The organism is Sphingomonas aestuarii (assembly GCF_054457155.1).
The window spans coordinates 334887-351974 of the sequence record NZ_JBTKVV010000004.1; the positions used below are offsets into that span (position 1 = coordinate 334887).

General features: G+C 64.0%; 22 protein-coding genes and 1 tRNA gene. 13 read left to right on the forward strand and 10 right to left on the reverse strand.

The features are described from left to right. Both rpmH and ACX0GZ_RS09955 read right to left on the reverse strand, forming a co-directional pair. The gene (gene rpmH / locus ACX0GZ_RS09950; protein ID WP_055760664.1) at positions 1-135 is read right to left on the reverse strand and encodes a 50S ribosomal protein L34; all 135 of its coding nucleotides are present in this window, start codon (positions 133-135) and stop codon (positions 1-3) included. Between the two features lie 91 nt (positions 136-226). Continuing rightward, entirely contained in the window at positions 227-532 is a 306-nt protein-coding gene (locus tag ACX0GZ_RS09955) for a hypothetical protein (RefSeq protein ID WP_458815925.1), read from the reverse strand. 115 nt (positions 533-647) lie between these two features. On the opposite strand from ACX0GZ_RS09955, the gene ACX0GZ_RS09960 reads away from it, so the two are divergent. The 3 genes from ACX0GZ_RS09960 to ACX0GZ_RS09970 all read left to right on the forward strand — a co-directional run bounded on the left by ACX0GZ_RS09960 (position 648) and on the right by ACX0GZ_RS09970 (position 2727). Beyond that, positions 648-2153, forward strand: a complete 1506-nt coding sequence (locus tag ACX0GZ_RS09960; RefSeq protein WP_458815927.1) for a YifB family Mg chelatase-like AAA ATPase — start codon at positions 648-650, stop codon at positions 2151-2153. A 30-nt stretch (positions 2154-2183) separates the two neighbouring features. Next, the gene (locus ACX0GZ_RS09965; RefSeq protein WP_458815929.1) at positions 2184-2576 is read left to right on the forward strand and encodes a DUF805 domain-containing protein; all 393 of its coding nucleotides are present in this window, start codon (positions 2184-2186) and stop codon (positions 2574-2576) included. Between the two features lie 66 nt (positions 2577-2642). Continuing rightward, positions 2643-2727 (forward strand) — tRNA-Leu (locus ACX0GZ_RS09970). Between the two features lie 3 nt (positions 2728-2730). Here ACX0GZ_RS09970 and ACX0GZ_RS09975 read toward each other — a convergent pair. Further along, positions 2731-3792: a CaiB/BaiF CoA transferase family protein gene (locus ACX0GZ_RS09975; protein WP_458815931.1), complete on the reverse strand. Its 1062-nt coding sequence runs from the start codon at positions 3790-3792 to the stop codon at positions 2731-2733. Positions 3793-4085: 293 nt separating this feature from the next. Here ACX0GZ_RS09975 and ACX0GZ_RS09980 point away from each other — a divergent pair, with 293 nt between their 5' ends. Next, entirely contained in the window at positions 4086-4505 is a 420-nt protein-coding gene (locus ACX0GZ_RS09980; protein WP_458815933.1) for a DoxX family protein, read from the forward strand. 42 nt (positions 4506-4547) lie between these two features. Next, positions 4548-4862 carry an HPF/RaiA family ribosome-associated protein gene (locus ACX0GZ_RS09985; protein ID WP_458815935.1) on the forward strand — a complete coding sequence of 105 codons (315 nt, stop codon included), beginning with the start codon at positions 4548-4550 and terminating at the stop codon, positions 4860-4862. 107 nt (positions 4863-4969) lie between these two features. Here ACX0GZ_RS09985 and ACX0GZ_RS09990 read toward each other — a convergent pair whose 3' ends face one another. Further along, positions 4970-7045 carry an NAD(+) synthase gene (locus tag ACX0GZ_RS09990; protein WP_458815937.1) on the reverse strand — a complete coding sequence of 692 codons (2076 nt, stop codon included), beginning with the start codon at positions 7043-7045 and terminating at the stop codon, positions 4970-4972. Between the two features lie 199 nt (positions 7046-7244). Beyond that, positions 7245-7940: a murein L,D-transpeptidase catalytic domain family protein gene (locus tag ACX0GZ_RS09995; RefSeq protein ID WP_458815939.1), complete on the reverse strand. Its 696-nt coding sequence runs from the start codon at positions 7938-7940 to the stop codon at positions 7245-7247. Positions 7941-8081: 141 nt separating this feature from the next. Between ACX0GZ_RS09995 and ACX0GZ_RS10000 the strand changes: the two genes are divergently transcribed. The 6 genes from ACX0GZ_RS10000 (at position 8082) to ACX0GZ_RS10025 (ending at position 11382) form a co-directional block, all read left to right on the forward strand. Further along, positions 8082-8234 (forward strand): hypothetical protein, encoded by a 153-nt coding sequence (locus ACX0GZ_RS10000; RefSeq protein ID WP_458815941.1) that lies wholly within the window; start codon positions 8082-8084, stop codon positions 8232-8234. Next, complete coding sequence (locus ACX0GZ_RS10005; RefSeq protein ID WP_458815943.1) at positions 8234-8863, forward strand: L,D-transpeptidase family protein; 630 nt, start codon at positions 8234-8236, stop codon at positions 8861-8863. The genes ACX0GZ_RS10000 and ACX0GZ_RS10005 overlap by 1 nt, the downstream gene beginning before the upstream one ends. A 173-nt stretch (positions 8864-9036) precedes the next feature. Beyond that, positions 9037-9585, forward strand: coding sequence for a hypothetical protein (locus ACX0GZ_RS10010; protein WP_458815945.1), 549 nt, complete (start codon positions 9037-9039; stop codon positions 9583-9585). A 73-nt stretch (positions 9586-9658) separates the two neighbouring features. Next, positions 9659-10015, forward strand: coding sequence for a hypothetical protein (locus ACX0GZ_RS10015; RefSeq protein WP_458815947.1), 357 nt, complete (start codon positions 9659-9661; stop codon positions 10013-10015). Between the two features lie 15 nt (positions 10016-10030). Then, entirely contained in the window at positions 10031-10783 is a 753-nt protein-coding gene (locus tag ACX0GZ_RS10020; RefSeq protein WP_458815949.1) for a C39 family peptidase, read from the forward strand. Between the two features lie 11 nt (positions 10784-10794). Continuing rightward, a complete protein-coding gene (locus ACX0GZ_RS10025) occupies positions 10795-11382 on the forward strand; it encodes a hypothetical protein (protein ID WP_458815951.1) in 588 nt (195 codons plus the stop codon). A 73-nt stretch (positions 11383-11455) separates the two neighbouring features. Here ACX0GZ_RS10025 and ACX0GZ_RS10030 read toward each other — a convergent pair whose 3' ends face one another. After that, positions 11456-12724, reverse strand: a complete 1269-nt coding sequence (locus tag ACX0GZ_RS10030) for a transporter (RefSeq protein ID WP_458815953.1) — start codon at positions 12722-12724, stop codon at positions 11456-11458. 19 nt (positions 12725-12743) lie between these two features. Then, positions 12744-13370 (reverse strand): helix-turn-helix domain-containing protein, encoded by a 627-nt coding sequence (locus tag ACX0GZ_RS10035; RefSeq protein WP_458815955.1) that lies wholly within the window; start codon positions 13368-13370, stop codon positions 12744-12746. 326 nt (positions 13371-13696) lie between these two features. Between ACX0GZ_RS10035 and ACX0GZ_RS10040 the strand changes: the two genes are divergently transcribed. Next, on the forward strand, positions 13697-14524 hold the full coding sequence (locus ACX0GZ_RS10040; RefSeq protein WP_458815957.1) for a response regulator transcription factor: 828 nt from the start codon (positions 13697-13699) through the stop codon (positions 14522-14524). 33 nt (positions 14525-14557) lie between these two features. On the opposite strand, the gene ACX0GZ_RS10045 is transcribed toward ACX0GZ_RS10040, so the two are convergent. Both ACX0GZ_RS10045 and ACX0GZ_RS10050 read right to left on the reverse strand, forming a co-directional pair. Next, positions 14558-15007 carry a hypothetical protein gene (locus tag ACX0GZ_RS10045; protein ID WP_458815959.1) on the reverse strand — a complete coding sequence of 150 codons (450 nt, stop codon included), beginning with the start codon at positions 15005-15007 and terminating at the stop codon, positions 14558-14560. A 60-nt stretch (positions 15008-15067) separates the two neighbouring features. Beyond that, on the reverse strand, positions 15068-15397 hold the full coding sequence (locus ACX0GZ_RS10050; RefSeq protein ID WP_458815961.1) for a DUF6471 domain-containing protein: 330 nt from the start codon (positions 15395-15397) through the stop codon (positions 15068-15070). Positions 15398-15537: 140 nt separating this feature from the next. On the opposite strand from ACX0GZ_RS10050, the gene ACX0GZ_RS10055 reads away from it, so the two are divergent. Next, a complete protein-coding gene (locus tag ACX0GZ_RS10055) occupies positions 15538-16560 on the forward strand; it encodes an IS1595 family transposase (protein ID WP_458815963.1) in 1023 nt (340 codons plus the stop codon). Here the strand turns inward: ACX0GZ_RS10055 and ACX0GZ_RS10060 are convergent. Further along, on the reverse strand, positions 16557-17060 hold the full coding sequence (locus ACX0GZ_RS10060) for a hypothetical protein (RefSeq protein WP_458815965.1): 504 nt from the start codon (positions 17058-17060) through the stop codon (positions 16557-16559). The two genes, ACX0GZ_RS10055 and ACX0GZ_RS10060, sit on opposite strands and share 4 nt — an antisense overlap. Positions 17061-17088: the final 28 nt, after the last annotated feature.

The window sequence follows — 17088 nt, forward strand, 5'->3', positions numbered from 1 at the left end:
TCAGGCCGACAGCTTCTTGCGACCGCGGGCGCGGCGCGCCCGGATCACGTTGCGGCCGCCCGGAGTCGCCATGCGCGAGCGGAAGCCGTGACGGCGTGCGCGCACCAGGTTGCTCGGCTGAAAGGTCCGCTTCATCGGTCATTCCCTAAAGGTATTCGTAAAACCAAAAGGCCGCCATAAGCGGCGGCCATGTGAGGGGTGCGCTTATGCGAACCCGTCGTCCAAGTCAACGTGCGGGTTGAGCAACCTGGGTTTTCGAGCGCGCCTTTTCAGCCGCACGCCGCCGCATCGCGCTCTTGCGCTGCAAGGCTTTGTCCACGAACGCCTCGACTCGCGGCCAGCGGCGCTTGTGCCGCACGAACATCCGCCGCGCCTTGCATGAATTGCGCAGCACCAGCCACAGACCCGCGGCGAACACGAAAATGCCGCCTGGACCCGGAATGACGCCGATGATCGGGGACAGCGCGATCAGTACGAACCCGGTGACGAGTTCGGCCATGCGGCGGATCGGCGGGCGTTCGTTCTGCGTCATGTCATTCCAGTTGATGGCAGGTCTCAGGTGAACAAGTGCTGGACGCGATGAACGGTTCCCTGGACGCGAAAAGCCGCTAAGCTGCGTCGCCAATTGGGGTTTTTGGGGGACATCGATGGTCGCGACCGTGGCGACGGCCGCCTATCTCGGGCTGGAAGCGCGCAACGTTGAGGTCCAGGTGCAGGTCGCGCCCGGCGTTCCCGCCTTCGTCGTGGTCGGGCTGCCCGACAAGGCGGTGGCCGAAAGCCGCGAGCGGGTGCGCGCCGCCATCGCCGCGATCGGGCTGGCGCTGCCGCCCAAGCGGATTACCGTGAACCTGTCGCCCGCCGATCTGCCCAAGGAAGGATCGCATTACGATCTGCCGATCGCGCTCGGGCTGCTCGGCGCGATGGGGATCGTCGATGCGGAAACGCTGAGCGGTTATGTCGTCGTGGGCGAACTCAGCCTCGATGGCCGGATCGCCGCATCGCCGGGCGTGTTGCTCGCGGCATTGCTGGCATCGGAGACGGAGAGGGGGCTGGTCTGTCCCGCCGCACAAGGGCCGGAGGCAAGCTGGGCAGGCGATGTCGAGGTGCTGGCCGCGCCCGACCTGATCGCGCTAATGAACCATTTCAAAGGGCATCAATTGCTGCCCGCCCCGCGCCCCGGCGAAGCGGAAGCCGCGGCACACGGGCCTTGTCTCAGCCAGGTGAAGGGTCAGGAGACCGCACGCCGCGCACTCGAGATCGCGGCTGCGGGCGGTCACAACCTGTTGATGGTGGGACCACCCGGCGCGGGGAAGTCGCTGCTGGCGTCGTGCCTGCCCGGCATCCTGCCGCCGCTCGATGCAGCAGAAGCGCTGGAGGCGTCGATGGTCGCCTCGGTCGCGGGCACGCTCGCCGACGGGCGGCTGACGCGGACCCGCCCCTATCGTAGCCCGCACCACTCCGCGTCGATGGCGGCGCTGGTGGGCGGCGGGCTGAAGGTGAAGCCTGGCGAAGTCAGCCTAGCGCATCTGGGGGTGCTGTTCCTCGACGAGTTGCCCGAATTTCAGCGCCCGGTGCTCGATTCGCTTCGACAACCGCTGGAGACCGGCACGGTCAGCGTCGCACGCGCCAACGCGCATGTGACCTTTCCCGCGCGGGTCCAGTTGATCGCGGCGATGAATCCGTGTCGTTGCGGCCATCTGGGCGACCCCGCGCTCGCGTGCAGCCGCGCGCCACGATGTGCGGCGGACTATCAGGCCAAGGTGTCGGGACCGCTGCTCGATCGCATCGACCTGCACATAGAAGTCGAACCGGTCAGCGCCGCCGACCTGATCCTGCCTTCGACCGGCGAGGACAGTGCCACTGTTGCCGGGCGCGTCGCCGCCGCCCGCGCGCGCCAGACCGCGCGCTACGCCGACGTTCCGGCGCGAACCAATGCCGAGGCGGACGGCGATGCGCTGGATGCGGCGCAACCCGACGATGCGGGCAAGAAACTGCTGGCGGAGGCCGCCGCCGCGATGCGCCTGACCGCGCGCGGCTATACCCGTGTGCTGCGCGTCGCGCGCACCATCGCCGATCTTGCGGCCAGCGACACGGTGACGCGCGTGCATGTCGCCGAGGCGCTCAGCTATCGGCGGCGCGCGCCGGTGAATTGAGAATAATCGGGAGGGGACGCCATGGAATATATGTGGATGCCGCTGAGGCGATACGCCGACTTCTCCGGCCGGTCGCGCCGCAAGGAATATTGGCTCTTCAACCTAGGCGTGGTGCTAACTTATACGGTGCTTCTGATCGTTTCGTTTGCGTCGAGCGGACCGGACGGGGAGCCGGGGGCGGTGTTCGGTCTGGTCGGCCTGCTGTTCGTGGGCATCTGGCTCGCGCTTATCATCCCGTCGCTTGCGGTGCTGATCAGGCGGCTTCACGATCAGGAACGCTCGGGTTGGTTCATTCTTCTGGCCTTTGTCCCGGTGATCGGCGGGCTGGTCCTGCTGGTATTCACGCTGTTGCCCGGCACGCCCGGCGAAAATCGCTACGGCGCCGATCCGCGCGGCAACGAACATCAAGCGGTATTCGGCTGACGCAGCGACTTGCGATGGCCGCACCGATCGGTTAGCAGCCATCGCCTCGCGCTTTCGGGCGCGAATGCGGGCGTGGTGGAATTGGTAGACGCGCCGGACTCAAAATCCGGTTCCGCAAGGAGTGTGGGTTCGATTCCCACCGCCCGCACCACCGTTATCCTGACGACCCGATCCAGCGATCGAGCAGCGCGGCGCCGTCGCCGCTGGGCTGCGCCGCGCCGGGTGTGCGCGAGAAGCGGGGTGCGACTGCGGGATCGGGGACAGGCCCGTCACCGCCGAATACCCCACGCGCGACCAGATGCGGTTCGCTTCGCGCTTCCTGCCAGCCATGCACCGGCGTCGCGCACGCATCGACGGGATCGAGTTTCGCCAGCCAGTGATCGCGCGGCTGGGTCGCGAATTGTGCAGCCAGCATGTGCGCCGCCGCGACCGGATCGCCGTTCAATGCGTCGGGCGCGAGGCCCATGGCCTCCGTCAGCGCGCGCCTGAACTGCGGCTCCAGCGGGCCAACCGCGATCGCGAGACCGTCGGCGCACAGATAGCTGCGGTAATAGGGCGCATTGCCCGCCAATATGCCCTTGCTCGGGTCGCTGGGCATGAAACCGCCCGCAATCATACCGAGGATGGGCGCCATCAGCGATACGCTGCCATCGACGATGGCGGCGTCCACCACCTGACCCTTGCCCGACCGGTTGCGTTCGGCGAGCGCGGCGAGAATACCGATCACCAGATAGAGCGACCCCGCGGCATAATCACCGAGCAAGTTGAGCGGCGGGCGGGGCGCTTCGCCCGCCGGATTTAGCATCGAAAGCAGGCCGGTCAGGCCGATATAGTTGATGTCGTGTCCGGCCTGTTGCGCGCGGGGACCGTCCTGTCCCCAACCCGTCATCCGAGCATAGATCAGCCGCTCGTTTCGCGCGCAGGCGGTATCGGGACCGAGGCCGAGCCGCTCCATCACGCCGGGTCGCAGCCCTTCGATCGCGACATCCGCGGCATCCATCGCCGCCATCGCTCGCGCGCGGCCATCATCGCTTTTGAGGTCGAGGGTCAGCCCGGATCGTCCGCGTGATACGATCGGCATTTGCGGCCACGGTGCGTCCGCGCGGTCGATCCTGAGCACGTCGGCGCCCAGATCGGACAGCAGCATCGCGCCGAACGGGGCGGGGCCGATGCTTGCGAATTCGACGACGCGCAGCCCCGCCAATGGTCCTGTCATTGCGTATCTCTCCCCAATTCGCGCTGATCTTGGGAGGGCGGGGACGCGCTGGCAAGATGCGACGGACGGTTGATCCGATCAGCGCTGCTCGCGACCGCAAGGCGCTTGCGGCGGGTCGGCGACCGGATCATTCACTTGGTCAGCGGCGCCTCAGCGCGGCTATTAAGTCGCACCAGGGATCGGACGCAGCGCCCCTCGTTTGCGTCCGGTCTTTGCGCCGTAGACGCAGGGTTGTGCAGAATGTCCCAGCCGCTAGGTTGCGCGGCCAGCCCATCACAAGAAGGGGGGATCGCATGAATTTGACGCGGCTTGGCGGATATGCACCCGCAGCACATGGCCTTCTTCGGATCATGTCGGGGTTGCTGTTCCTAGCGCACGGCACGCAGAAATTCCTGTCCTTTCCCGGCGGCGAGCGTGCGGGCAGCGGGTTGGCGCTCGACAATCCGGGGGCCTATGCCGGTCTGATCGAACTGGTGACGGGCGCGCTCATCGCGCTGGGGCTGTTCACGCGCCAGGCGGCGTTTCTGGCATCGGGAACGATGGCGGCGGCCTATTTCATCGCGCACGCGCCGCAGAGCTTCTGGCCGATCAACAATGGCGGGGATGCAGCGATCCTCTATTGCTTCGTCTTTCTCTATTTCGTGTTTGCAGGTCCCGGCGCGTTCAGCGTCGATGCGGGTCGGAACAAGGGACGGTTGCCGACCGGAATTTGATGCGGCAGTGGAACGGCGGGCGGGGCGGCTCGTTGACCGGAAATGCAGATCATCTTCAACAGCGATAACCGGATCGACGGCCATGATGGCGTCGCGTCCGAAGTGGAAACCCTTTTCGGTGAGCGCCTGTCGCGCTTTTCCGATCGGTTGAGCCGGGTCGAGGTGCACGTTACCGACCAGAACGGCCCGCGCGGCGGGAATGACGACATTCGCGCCAATGTCGAAGCGCGGCCCAACAACGGGAAGCCGGTTACGGTGTCGGCCACCGGTCGCGATGTCGGCGCGGCGACGCGCGATGCGGCGTCGAAGCTGGTATCGGCGCTCGATACCGAGTTCGGCAAGCAGCGGACTTATTGAGGCTGCGGATTTTTATTCACCCCGTTCGTGCTTAGCCTGTCGAAGCACTGTCCTTCTTCGTTCAAGAAAGACAGCACTTCGACAAGCTCAGTGAGAACGGAGAAGTTTTATAATATACCGTTGTCCATCGTTCCTGGCGGCAGTCCCGCGCGCAATTCTTCCAGCCACGGACGCGACGTGCCGTCCGATGGCGCGCGCCAGTCGCCTCGGGGGCTGAGCGCGCCGCCGCCGGATACTTTCGGGCCGTTGGGGATCGCCGAGCGTTTGAACTGGCTGGTGCGGAAGAAGCGGTCGAGGAACGTTGCCAGCCAATGGGCGATGGTCGGCAGGTCATAGGCGCCGCGTGCGTCCTCCGGCATCCCTTCGGGCCATTCTCCGCGCGCCGCGTCGCCCCAGGCGTGCATCGCCAGAAATGCGACCTTTGACGGTTTCTGTCCGCCGCGCGCGATGTGGTGGAGGAAGAAGTCGTGCAGCGCATAGGGGCCGATGATCGACTCGGTGTTCTGGATCGCGCCATCTGCGCCCGGCGGCACCAGTTCGGGCGAGATTTCGGTCGCCAGAGTGCGCTCCAGCACCTTGGCGGTCGCGGTATCGTACTGGCCGGTGCGGACTTCCCAGCGGATCAGGTGCTGGATCAGAGTCTTGGGCACGCCCGCATTGACCGCGTAATGGCTCATCTGGTCGCCGACGCCGTAGGTGCACCAGCCAAGCGCGAGTTCGGACAAGTCGCCGGTGCCCAGCACCATCCCTTCGCGCTGGTTGGCGAGGCGGAACAGATAATCGGTGCGCAGCCCCGCCTGGACATTTTCGAACGTCACGTCATGGACCGGCTCGCCGCTGGCGAAGGGGTGGTCCATGTCGCCCAGCATCTGGCGCGCAGCCGGGGTGATGTCGATTTCCGCACCAGTGATGCCAAGCGCGTTCATCAGATCCCACGCCTGGGCCTTGGTCGCGTCGCTGGTTGCGAAGCCGGGCATGGTGAACCCCAATAGGTCGGTGCGCGGGCGGCCCATGCGGTCGAACGCCTTGGCCGCGACCAGCAGCGCATGGGTCGAATCGAGACCGCCGGACACGCCGATCACCAGCCTTTTGGTGCCGGTGGCGCTCAGCCGCTTGCGCAGCGCCTCGACCTGGATGTTGAAGGCTTCGTAGCAGTCCTCGTCGAGCGCATGTTCGGTGTTCGGCACGAACGGATAGCGGCGCAGCGGCCGGATCAGGCCGAGGTCGCGGTGCGCGCTGCCGTGCGCGAAGCCGATGCGGCGGAAGCGCGTCTCGGGATCGCCCGATGCGCGCGCCGCGTCGTTGAACGTCCCCATGCGCGCGCGTTCCAGCCGGATGCGCGCGACATCGACATCGGCCAGCACGATTTCGGTCGCGAGGTCGAAGCGTTCGGACTGGGCGAGTTCGTCACCCAGTTCATAGATCATGCCCTGACCGTCCCACGACACGTCGGTCGTGCTCTCTCCGGGACCCGTCGCCGAATAGACATAGGCGGCGCTCGCCCGGGACGATTGCGCCGCGCAGAGCATCGCGCGTTCGCGCGCCTTGCCGATGACGATGTTCGACGCCGACAAATTGGTCAGGATCACCGCACCCGCCAGCGCCGCCGCGGTGGAGGGCGGCGTGGGTGCCCAGAAATCCTCGCAGACCTCCATGTGGAAGACGAAGTCGGGAAAATCCTCTGCCGCGAAGATCAGGTCGGTGCCGAATGGCGCGACCTGGCCCGCGACGCTTATGTCGAGTCCGGTCAGCCCCATGCCGGATGCGAACCAGCGCTTTTCATAATATTCGCGGTAATTGGGGAGGAAAATCTTGGGGATCACGCCCAGGATGCGCCCGCGATGCACCGAGACCGCGCAATTGTAGATACGGCTGTTTCGCCGGAGCGCGGCGCCGACGCACAGCACGGGGGACAGCTTCGCGCTCGCTTCGACCAGCGTTGCCAGCGCGGCTTCGGTCGCCTCCAGGATCGTGTCCTGCACGTGCAGGTCGTCGATCGCATAGCTGGTGAGATTGAGTTCGGGGAACACCAGCAGGTCCGCCCCCGCTTCATGCCCCTGCCGGGCCAGCGCGATCGCGGCGTCGGCGTTGGCGGCGGGGTCGCCGACGCTGCCCATCGGCGTGCACGCGCCGACACGGACCAGGCCGTGGGTATGGATCGAGTGAAATGGCTTCGCGGTCATGGACGAAGACTTAAGCGCGAATTGGCGGGGGCGCTACTGAAAGGCGGATTGCGTTCCGGTTCCTTGGCCGTTCGTTTCGAGCGAAGTCGGGAAACGCGATGCCGATGCTTGCGGCACGTTTCTCGACTTCGCTCGAAACGAACGGGGTGGGGTGGCGACCGGATTGGAAAAAAGAACGGGGGTAAGCCGAAACCCGCCCTTAGACCCGCCCGGCGTAAAGCAACCGGCCTTCGCCCAGCCATGCGAACAGGCCCGCCAGCTCGCTTTGACCGACCGCGAAACATCCCTGGCTGCGGCCGATCATGCCGTGCTTCTGAATCATGTCGGCATTGGCATACCAGGCGGCGTGGATCACGATCGCGCGGTCGAGTGCATTGTTGTTGGTGTGATCGAGCCCCAGCAGCCGCTGCGAATGGTCGTGCTGGCCGTAATAATAATTGGCGGTGGCATAGGCACCCTCCGACGTCGCTTCCGAATTGGGGACGTTGGAAAAGCTTTTGAGGAACCCCGAATGCTCGCGGTCCGATCCGATGCCGTGGGTGACGAGCATGTTGCGCACCGTGCCGGCGTGCAGGTCGATCAGCTGAAAACGCGGCTTGGCCGAAAAGGGCGTGAAGTCGGCGAGCGCGATCCGGTCATGATAGCGCAAGCGGCGATCATGCCGTTCGAGCGAGGCGATGGCGCGCTGGAACAGTTCGTGCCGCACGCCGGGCGGAGTCGCGTGAACCCGCTTTGCCTGGGCCGGAACGGGCGTCGGCTCGGGCGGCGGCGGTGCGACCGTAGCGGTCTGCGGCGGCCCGCCGGGCGCGCTGACGCATCCCGGAATGGCCAGCGCACCACCGGCGACCAATGCGGTTTTGACGAATGCCCGGCGGGAATGCGATTCGCTCGCCAACCGGGCTCTTTGTTCCCCAACGCTCTCTACCATGCGTCCATCTATAGCATGAATTGGGTTAGCGGTCGGTAACGCAAGCCAATTCCGATCCGCAGGCGACCGCATGCCCGGCGCGGTTCGCCGCGCAATCATGGCCGATATGTGGCATTCCCGGATCGGGACAATGACGGCACCGATTTGCCTTTTCAGGCGTTGGGCGTGCAATATCGGGACGATAGCCTGTTTGCCAAAGGGGAGTCGCCGTGGGTTCGATCCGGCCTTTCGCTGCCGCGTTTCTGGTTTCCGCCGCCCTGATGTCGGCGCCGATGGCGAGCGCGCAGATGGTGCGGATCGCCGACGATCCGCGCGCGGTCGATCTGAAAAACGGCCAGTTCGGCTGGGACGATCGCGCGCTTGCCGCGACCGAGGGCGGCGAGGTGGAGATGGTGATCTCCGTGCCCGCGCAAATGGCCTATATCTTTCGCGACGGGCGGATGATCGGCGCGACGACGGTATCGACCGGCAAGAAGGGCAAGGCGACGCCGCTCGGTCTGTTCGAAATCCTGCAAAAGCGCGAGTTTCATCGGTCGAATCTCTATTCGAACGCGCCCATGCCGTTCATGCAGCGGCTGACCTGGGACGGGATCGCGCTGCACGGGGGCGACCTGCCCGGCTATCCCGCGTCGCATGGGTGCATTCGGATGCCCAACGCGTTCGCCAAGCGGCTGTTTTCGCTGACCGCGATGGGCGGGCGGGTGCTGGTGACCGACCAGCGGATGCCGCAGGATGCCGGACCGCCGCCCCCGCCGCCGACGCTGACGGTTTCGCCCGATCAGTATGAAAGCGAGCGGTTCGCATTCGTTACCGCCGACAAACGGCTCGCGCCGAGTCCCGGTCAGCCGGTCTATGCGCCGAACGAAGTGGTGGCCCAGCCGCTGCCCTGAGGCTGTCGCGGGCAAAGCGATACCGCATGCATCGCATTTGCGTTTCGACAAATGCTTCTCCGGTGATTTACCCATCGGATGGTTGCCCGCGCGCACGTCGTCCCTGACGATCAGGTCTATCCCTTGTCCTGCCTCCGTTTTGAGGGGGGTTAAGCCGGCTCGCACCGAACGCGATGCGACGGCTCAGCGAACAGGAGAAGACGATGCGTGTGAAATCCGTATTCCTGGCTGGCGCGACTGCGGTCGGCCTGCTGATGGCCGGCCCTGCGCTGGCACAAACGACCGGTGGTGCAACCAATATCGACACGAACAGCGATGACAATATTCAGGTGAATGATGTCCTCGATTTTTTCCTGATCGACAATGCACCCGATAGCTACAGCTCAAGCTCGACGTCCAGCTGGAGCCTGTCGAAAAGCTACAGCAGCGCTGACACCAATGTCGTGGCGACCCAGGTGCTGACCGCGATCAACACCAACCAATATCTGGACGAAGTCGCAGATTTCGATGGTGAAGACGGGTCCGAAACCCCAGTCGGCTACAACAGCGGCAACAATTCCATCAACGACAACGCCTTCGCGGCGTTTGCCGGCATTTCGAACAATGCATGGAATACCGGGCTGAATGCCAACACCCAGGCGGCAACCAACATCGCGGCCCAAGGCACGGTCAATTTCGGCGTGTCCGGCGGTGCAGGCGGCGGCGGCGACGGCGGCGACTGACGCTTTCCCCAGCGGGTCGGATCGTTCGCGGTCCGACCCCATTTTTCCAAGCGTATGACGGGAGTGGGATGACATGAAACGGTTGCTGACCGGGCTGGCCGGACCGCTGCTCGTCCTTGCGACGCCAGCGGTCGCGCAAGAGGTCCAGACGGGTGCGCAAGCGCCGGTGACGACGGACGCGCTGCCGATACTGCTATCCGCAGCCGAATTGGCGGAAACGCGGGGCGGGCAGACGATCATCATCAACAATCAGACGCTGAAGGCGATTACGTCGGGCAATGTCATCGGCGGCGATTACGTCGCGGGCGATATCAGCTTCAACGACGATGCCTTTGCCAATTTCGCAGGCGTCGGAAATTTCACCATCAACACCGGCGCGCAGAACAATCTGCAAACCGCGATGATCCTGACGGTGAACGTCTCCGACTGATCGGGGGGATGCAGGATGGATAGCTGTGCCAGGCGCGGAATGCGCGCGCTGTCGGGCTGCGCTGCGGTTTGCGTCGCATTGGCGACGCCAGCGTTCGCGCAGGTCCGGCTGGGGCCGGATGCGGGCGGCAATTCCGAAACCTATGTGATGAGCTGGTGGCAAATCCCGTTTCGATCGGTGGTGCGCCAGCAATATGATTTCAGCTGCGGATCGGCGGCGCTCGCGACCCTGCTGAACTATCATTACCATCACCCGATGGACGAACGGCAGAGTTTTGCCGCGATGTGGCGGGTCGGCGACCGCGAAGCGATCAAGAAGGTCGGATTTTCGCTCGCCGATATGCGGTCTTTCCTGAATGCGGAAGGATATCGCGCCGAAGGATTCAAGCTGACGATGGAGCAGCTGTCGAAACTGCGACGACCGGTGATCGTGTTGATGGACCTGGAAGGGTTCAAGCATTTCGTGGTGATCAAGGGCATGCAGGATGGTCAGGTGATGACCGGCGATCCGATGCTGGGCATCGTCAAATACGATGCCAAGGATTTCGAGCGGTACTGGAACGGAATCGTGCTGGCGATCCTGTCCGGGCCGGTCCGGGAACGCCCCGTCTACAATCTGGCCACCGACTGGAATCCCTGGGCGCGGGCGCCCTTGGGCGACGAGGCGGCGAACCAGTTCGGGATCGGCGACCTGACGACCTATCTGCCGCCCGATTACCAGCTATCGCCGACGATGCTGCTCGATGTGCGTGTCGGAACGGTGAATTGAGGAGTGGTGTCATGCGATCCGCATTTCTGTCCCTGTTGGTCGTACCGGTGGGGCTGATGCTCACCGCGAACGGCGGGCCGGCGCCTTCGGACGGCGGTGAGCTGGACCTCGCGGCGCTCGAGGCGCTCGACGAAACGCTGCTTGCCGAACAGCGCGGCGGATTCACGATGAACGGCATGACGGTGTCGCTGGGTGCCGAATTTCGAACCTTTCTCGAAGGCGAACTGGTGCTCAGGACCACCGTTAGTTGGCGCCCGGAAGGCATGACGCGCGAGGAATGGGCGTCGGCGGCGATCAGCCAGGCGACGGCCGAACAATTGCGCGACGGCGTGCTGTCGGGGAACGGCATCACCATGCGCGTCGGCGATCAAAGCGTGTATCTGGCCAACGACAATCGCACCGCATTGGTCCACCGCACCGATGGCGGATTGCAGAATATGGTCATCAACACCGCCAGCAACACCAATATCCGTCAGGAGGCCGATATCACGCTGGACGTGGCTGGCTATTCGGCATTCGGAACCGCGATCGGCGATGCGATGCGGCTGGCGGGAATCAACGACGCGATCGACCAGGCGGCGCTATCGACGCTGCCCTAAATCGGAAGAGTGCCCGGGCGCCCGCGGATTCACCCCCCTGAGTCCGCGGGCTATTCATGTGCGCGGACGATGCTCAGAATGCGTAAGGCGCGCGGACGGTGATGCCGATGTCGGGCGCATCCTGGGTAACGCCGACTTCGAACGCGACGTTGAGCGCCGATTTGGGGTTCAGCCGATAGGACATGCCCAGGGTCAGCGATCCGACCTGCAAGGGGCGGGACCGTTCGATCGATCCCGCAATCTCCGTCTTCGTCGCAAAAATATAGCTGTGGCGATACCCCATCGAATAGGAAAACCGCGGGTTGAGCGCGAAGCCGAAGCCCAGGCTGCCGCTGACCGCGTCGCCAGGGTCGACCCGGCCGATCGGCGCGCCGCCGACAAGGCGGTTCACGTCCCGCGGCAGGTGGGCGAGGTAGCCCGCACTGCCGAAGATCACGACCGGATCGGACGGCAGCAGCATGTTGATCGACGGCTGGATTCCCCAGAATCCCGATCCGGTCGCCAGACTGGTCGCCACGCCGAATTCGTCATAGTCGATCGAGAATGGCCCCAGCCCGGTGTCGCTCTTTACCCGCAGGCCGGCGATAAAGATCGGGTTCTGGCCCCGTTGGCGATTGAGCTGATACCGGGCGCCGAATTCGACATCGCCGATATCGTCACCATCCAGGCTGATCGACCGCACAATCCCTTCGTCGCGCTGCTGCGCCACCTCGATCCGGTCGTAACGATGGACGAACGGCACCCGGACTTCGAATTCGAGGCGCGATGTCAGCCCGTAGCGCGCCGAAAGCGTGCTGACGAAGGTGTCGCGTCGCGCCTTGCTCGCCTCGATCAGGCCGACCTGGATGCCGGGGATCAGTTCGAAGCCCCGGAACACCAGCCGGTCGGTCGCGGACTGGGTATATTCGAGCGTGGGGTCGAAGACGAGCCGACCGCGCGGCGTCAGAACGCCCTGTTCCTGCGGCACGGCAGCCGCCTGGATTCGGGTATCGGGTTCGACCTCGCGTTGTTCGCCGACGGGTGTGTCGGGCATCGGTACGTCCTGTCCGGCCGATGGCGGTGGGGCGGGGGTATTCTGGATCGACGAGAAGCGATTGCCGCTGGGCAGGCCCATCGCGCGATACAGGGCCATTTCCTCGTTCGACAGTCTCTTGCGCAGCGCCTCGATCTCCGCCTGTTGCGCGTCGATGCGCGTCTGTTGCGCGCGGATCATGGCCTCCAGCCGTCGGATATCGCTGGCGACGTCCGCGTCCTGCGCCAGTGCGGGCGGGGCCGCGCTGCACAATAGCAAGGTCGTCAAAGCGACCGTCGCTGCACGGGTGCTACGGAAACGAACGCGCATGTCCACCTCCCTCTTTGGATCAGGCCACCAGTTGCTCTTCGCCGAAATAAAGCTCGCCCGGATCGATCCCGGCGATCGCCGTCAGCCGTGTCGGATCGACCAGCTGGAAATGATGATGCGCATCGATGCGCAACATGCCCCGCCGCGCCAGATCGCACAGCGTGCGGCTGACGGTGTGCATCGTCAGCCCCAGATGGTCCGCGATATCGACGCGCGGCATCGGCAGATCGAACGCGCGAGCGCCGCCCAGCCGACGGCTGATCGACAGGATGAATGCGGCAATACGCTCGATCGCGGTCGGCAGGCCCATCAACGTCAGGCAATGGTGATTGTCGCGCACCACGCGACCCCAGGGCAGCCCGTTGCGGGCATCGTCCGCATCGAAGGGATGATAGACCAACGTCATCGGCGTCAGCGCTTCGGCGCAGGCGCCGCGGCGGCCATGTTCCAGGCCGATGACGTCGCCGGGCACCGCGAATGCAAGCACCTGGCGCCGACCGTCGCTGCGAAACTGGCAGACGCGCGCCATCCCCTCGACGACTTCGTACCAGCCATGTGCGACATCGCCCTGGCGAAATAGGGTGGCTTCACGCGCGAAATGACGTCGCGCGCCCAATCGCGCGCCTCCATGCCGATCGAAATCCATGCCTCTGCCCCTGCTCGTCCCAGACGACGGTCGAATGGCATCCGGCTTGAACGCCGGTCGAAGGATCGCGGCCCTGAAGACCCCCTGCCTCCCCCTTACATAGTGGGCGGCGACCATGATATATATCCGTAAAGCTCCTTAGTGGCTTTCGGTGATCTGAGGGAGCGCCATGACGGAACAGAGCCGGAAAAGATCCGGACGGCCCGACCACGGTTGATCGCTTGTCCAGGGTCGCCTGTCGTCGTTCGGCGTGCGCGTTTGCGATCGCGCAATAACGAAACGCCAAGTTTGAGTCATGGCGTGGGCATCCCCAAGGGAAGGCAAGCATGGCCAGCATCACCAGCGCGTCCGGCGACGCCGGTAACTCTCTGCTGATCCGCGCGGCGAAGAAACCCGATTCTCCGCCCTCACGCCGCACCGATGATGTCGGGCGGCGGGCTGGCGACGAGCTTCCAGCCCAGCCCCCGGCGGCAAACGATACCCCCGAGGCGGCGATCGAAATCCTGTCCGGCGGATCGATGCCGGGGATCGAGTCGCAACTTGCGATCGACGGCGACCAGCCGAGCGTCGACGTGATCGTCGGCGGCGATCTGCGCAATTCGGTGATGGCGATCCTGATCGATGCGGGCTTCCTTGCGCGGTTCTGGCACCAGGCGGCGGCATTCGTGCGCGCCGCGCCGAAACTGTCCCCCGGATGCGTGCTGGTCGATGTGCGAAAGCCCGATCGCATGGGCATGTCGATGCAGGATTCGATTCGCCGCGCAGGGCTCAACTGGCCGGTCGTCGGCATCGTCAGCGAAGGCGATGTGCCGACCACCGTCGAGGTGCTGAAATCGGGCGCGCATACGGTGATCGAAGCGCCGGTCGACAGCGTGTCGCTGAACCGCGCGATCCGCGAAGCGGCGCGGCGACTGACCGAAATCGACGACAGCGAAGAAGTACGCCACGCCTATCGCTGCCTGTCGCTGCTGACTCGCCGCGAAACCGAAGTGCTGCGCGGACTGGTCGCGGGGTTGCCGAACAAGACGATTGCCTATGACCTGGGCATCAGCCCCCGCACGGTCGAGGTGTACCGCGCCAACATCATGCACAAGTTCGAAGCCCGCAGCCTGTCCGACGTGCTGCGTTATGCCTTTGCCGCAAAGTTCGGGTGATGCGACCTTATGGCGCAAAAAAACTAGGGTCTCCTACGGCCGGCGGCTATACTTCAACTCGGCATGGATCTCGTCCAACAGGTGCGAGATACGCTCCAGCTCCCCCGTGACAGCGGTGGCTTCGTGTTTTCCATCTGGACCTGTGGACATGATTGCTCCGCCTACGAGCTTCATCTCGATTTTCTCGAACATGCGCTCGAACGCCGTTTTCAGGTCATCGAACTCGCCGTCCACGTATCGCTGCTCTTGATCATCCGGAGAGGCCCAGGCGAGATTTCCACCGATGAGATTGATCTCGAGATGCTTGATCGCTGTCTCGATACCTCGAAGGCGGCGGTCAGACGCGAGCATCCCGGGGAACGTCTGTCGGGACAAACCGATATGTTCGCTGAGGTGATCCAGCATAGCCGTCTGACGACGAGCCGATGAGATTACGTGGTATGCGACCAGGATCACCACGACGATGACAGCGACGACTTCCATCTCTGTGTTTTAGGATCGGCCCGATTCAATGCGAAGTGGTTTTACGAACCTGTTTTCGATCTAGCCGCCCGGCGTCCTTGGCCCTCGTGCCAGCGCCTGGGCGCCACCCTTCTTCGCAGCTTCCTCAACAGATCCCGGCACATTGACCCAGGTGGCGTTGAGCGCCTTCATGCACTGCATAAAGAAGACCGCTGTGAAGCGTCCGCGGCTCACCTTGTTGCGCAGGTTGAGCTCGTTCTCCTTGATGCCGAACTTGGCCAGACGTTCGGCCAGCACAGCGTAGGACACGCCGGCGTGCATCATCTGCCCGCGCAGCACATTTTTGACCATCTCTTCCCAGGCTTTGTCGTCAATCGGCCCTGGGGCTGGGGGAGAATCGGCTTCGTCCATTCCGTAGTTATAGGCGGAACGACGCTAGCGCCAAGCGCTCCGTCATCGGGGACGGTGAGGCGCATCATCGTAAATGATGATAATTCAGCTTGCGCTTGATCCAACATCACCACATATGATGACGCAGAGCATCATATTCAGTGGCACAGCATTTTCTCCTTTCCCCCAAGGCGCGCACTCTCAGCCTTGATGTCGTGCTCGGCATGGACGAGGAAGCAGCACGCACAAAGTTCACGCAACTGCGCTGGCCGGACACCGACGGGGCGCCGGTGTGTCCCGAGTGTGGTGGCCTGAACCACTGGACGCTCGCCGACGGGCACAAGTGGAAATGCCAAGGATGCGGCCTTCAGTTCACGGCGACCAGCCGTACCGTATTTGCCAGCAGGAAGCTGTCTTTCCGCAAGTTGTTGGGCGTCTTGCTGCTCTTTGTGAACGGCGTCTCAGGCGCGGCTGCTTGCCGTATGTCCCGCGAACTAAACATTTCCTACAAGTCGGCTTTTGTTCTGCTTCACAAAGTCCGGGAGGTGATGGGCAAGGATGCCGAGGCCGCGACACTCGGTGGGGTCGTCGAGATCGACGGCGCGATCTTCGGCGGCAGTCTCCCGCGGCTTCCTAACACGAAGGAACTATGGGACGAGTTCAAGGCGCGCAACAAGATTGCGGCCCGCAAGAAGCGCAAGCTGATCGTCGTCATGCGCGAGCGCCGGCATGACGATCCGGACCGCGTCGCCCGGATCCGCACATTCCTTGTCGCCAAGGAAGGCGATGCGGTTGAGATCGCCAGGCGCACGATCCAGCCAGGATCTGTCCTCCACGCGGACTTCAGCACCCAGTGGGAGCCGTTGCATCTCCACTTCGAGACCAAGCGGATCAACCATTCTGAGTTCTTTTCGAAGAACGGCGCCTGCACGAACCAGGCGGAGAGCTTCTTCAGCCGGATGAGGTCGGGGGAGCATGTGCACAAGCACATCTCAGGCGCCCACATCGCGCGCTACGCAATGGAGCTGGGCTGGAAAGAGCAATACAGTCGTACGCCCAATGGCACCCAGGTCGCGATGATACTGGCAGCAGGGGGCCGAACGAAGCCGTCAGGCACATTTAGGGGGTACTGGCGACTGCGCACCGACGACGGGAACGTCCTGCGGCGTGCGCTGCTGACCTAGGCGGGTTCCTGATCTTTCCGACCTACAATGTACCACTGAGCGACGAAATCGTCTGTTGAGGCAACCCGTCCGCGCCTTCTCATCGATCGCAGGTTCCCGTCGATTGCCTTATAGACGGAATCCATCAGGTCCTTGTCTTGGTTATCGAGCGACTTCGTGGTGAAGACGTATTCCCGAATCTCGCCGATCCGAACCGGCACGGACGACATTCTGAGCTTGTCCATCGTCAGGCGCGTGATCTCGCCCATCGGGAAGTTGAACTTATAGGTGTGGGCCTTCGAGCCCTTCTGGGCGGCTGGATCCCAATCAGGCGAGATTTCGGACATGATCGTTTCGACGCTGTCTAGCAGCACCGAAACGCGGTCTATGCGATCACGTTTCTCGCCGATCGTCTCGTAGGCGGCCTCGATCTTCTTAATCACCCGCTCGAGTTCGTCCTTCTCGCCGCGCCATGCCTTATACTTCCGCTGCAGAGCGATTGCGAGATTTGAAATGGCCATATCTGGCTACGCTATCGCCGCAGCTGTG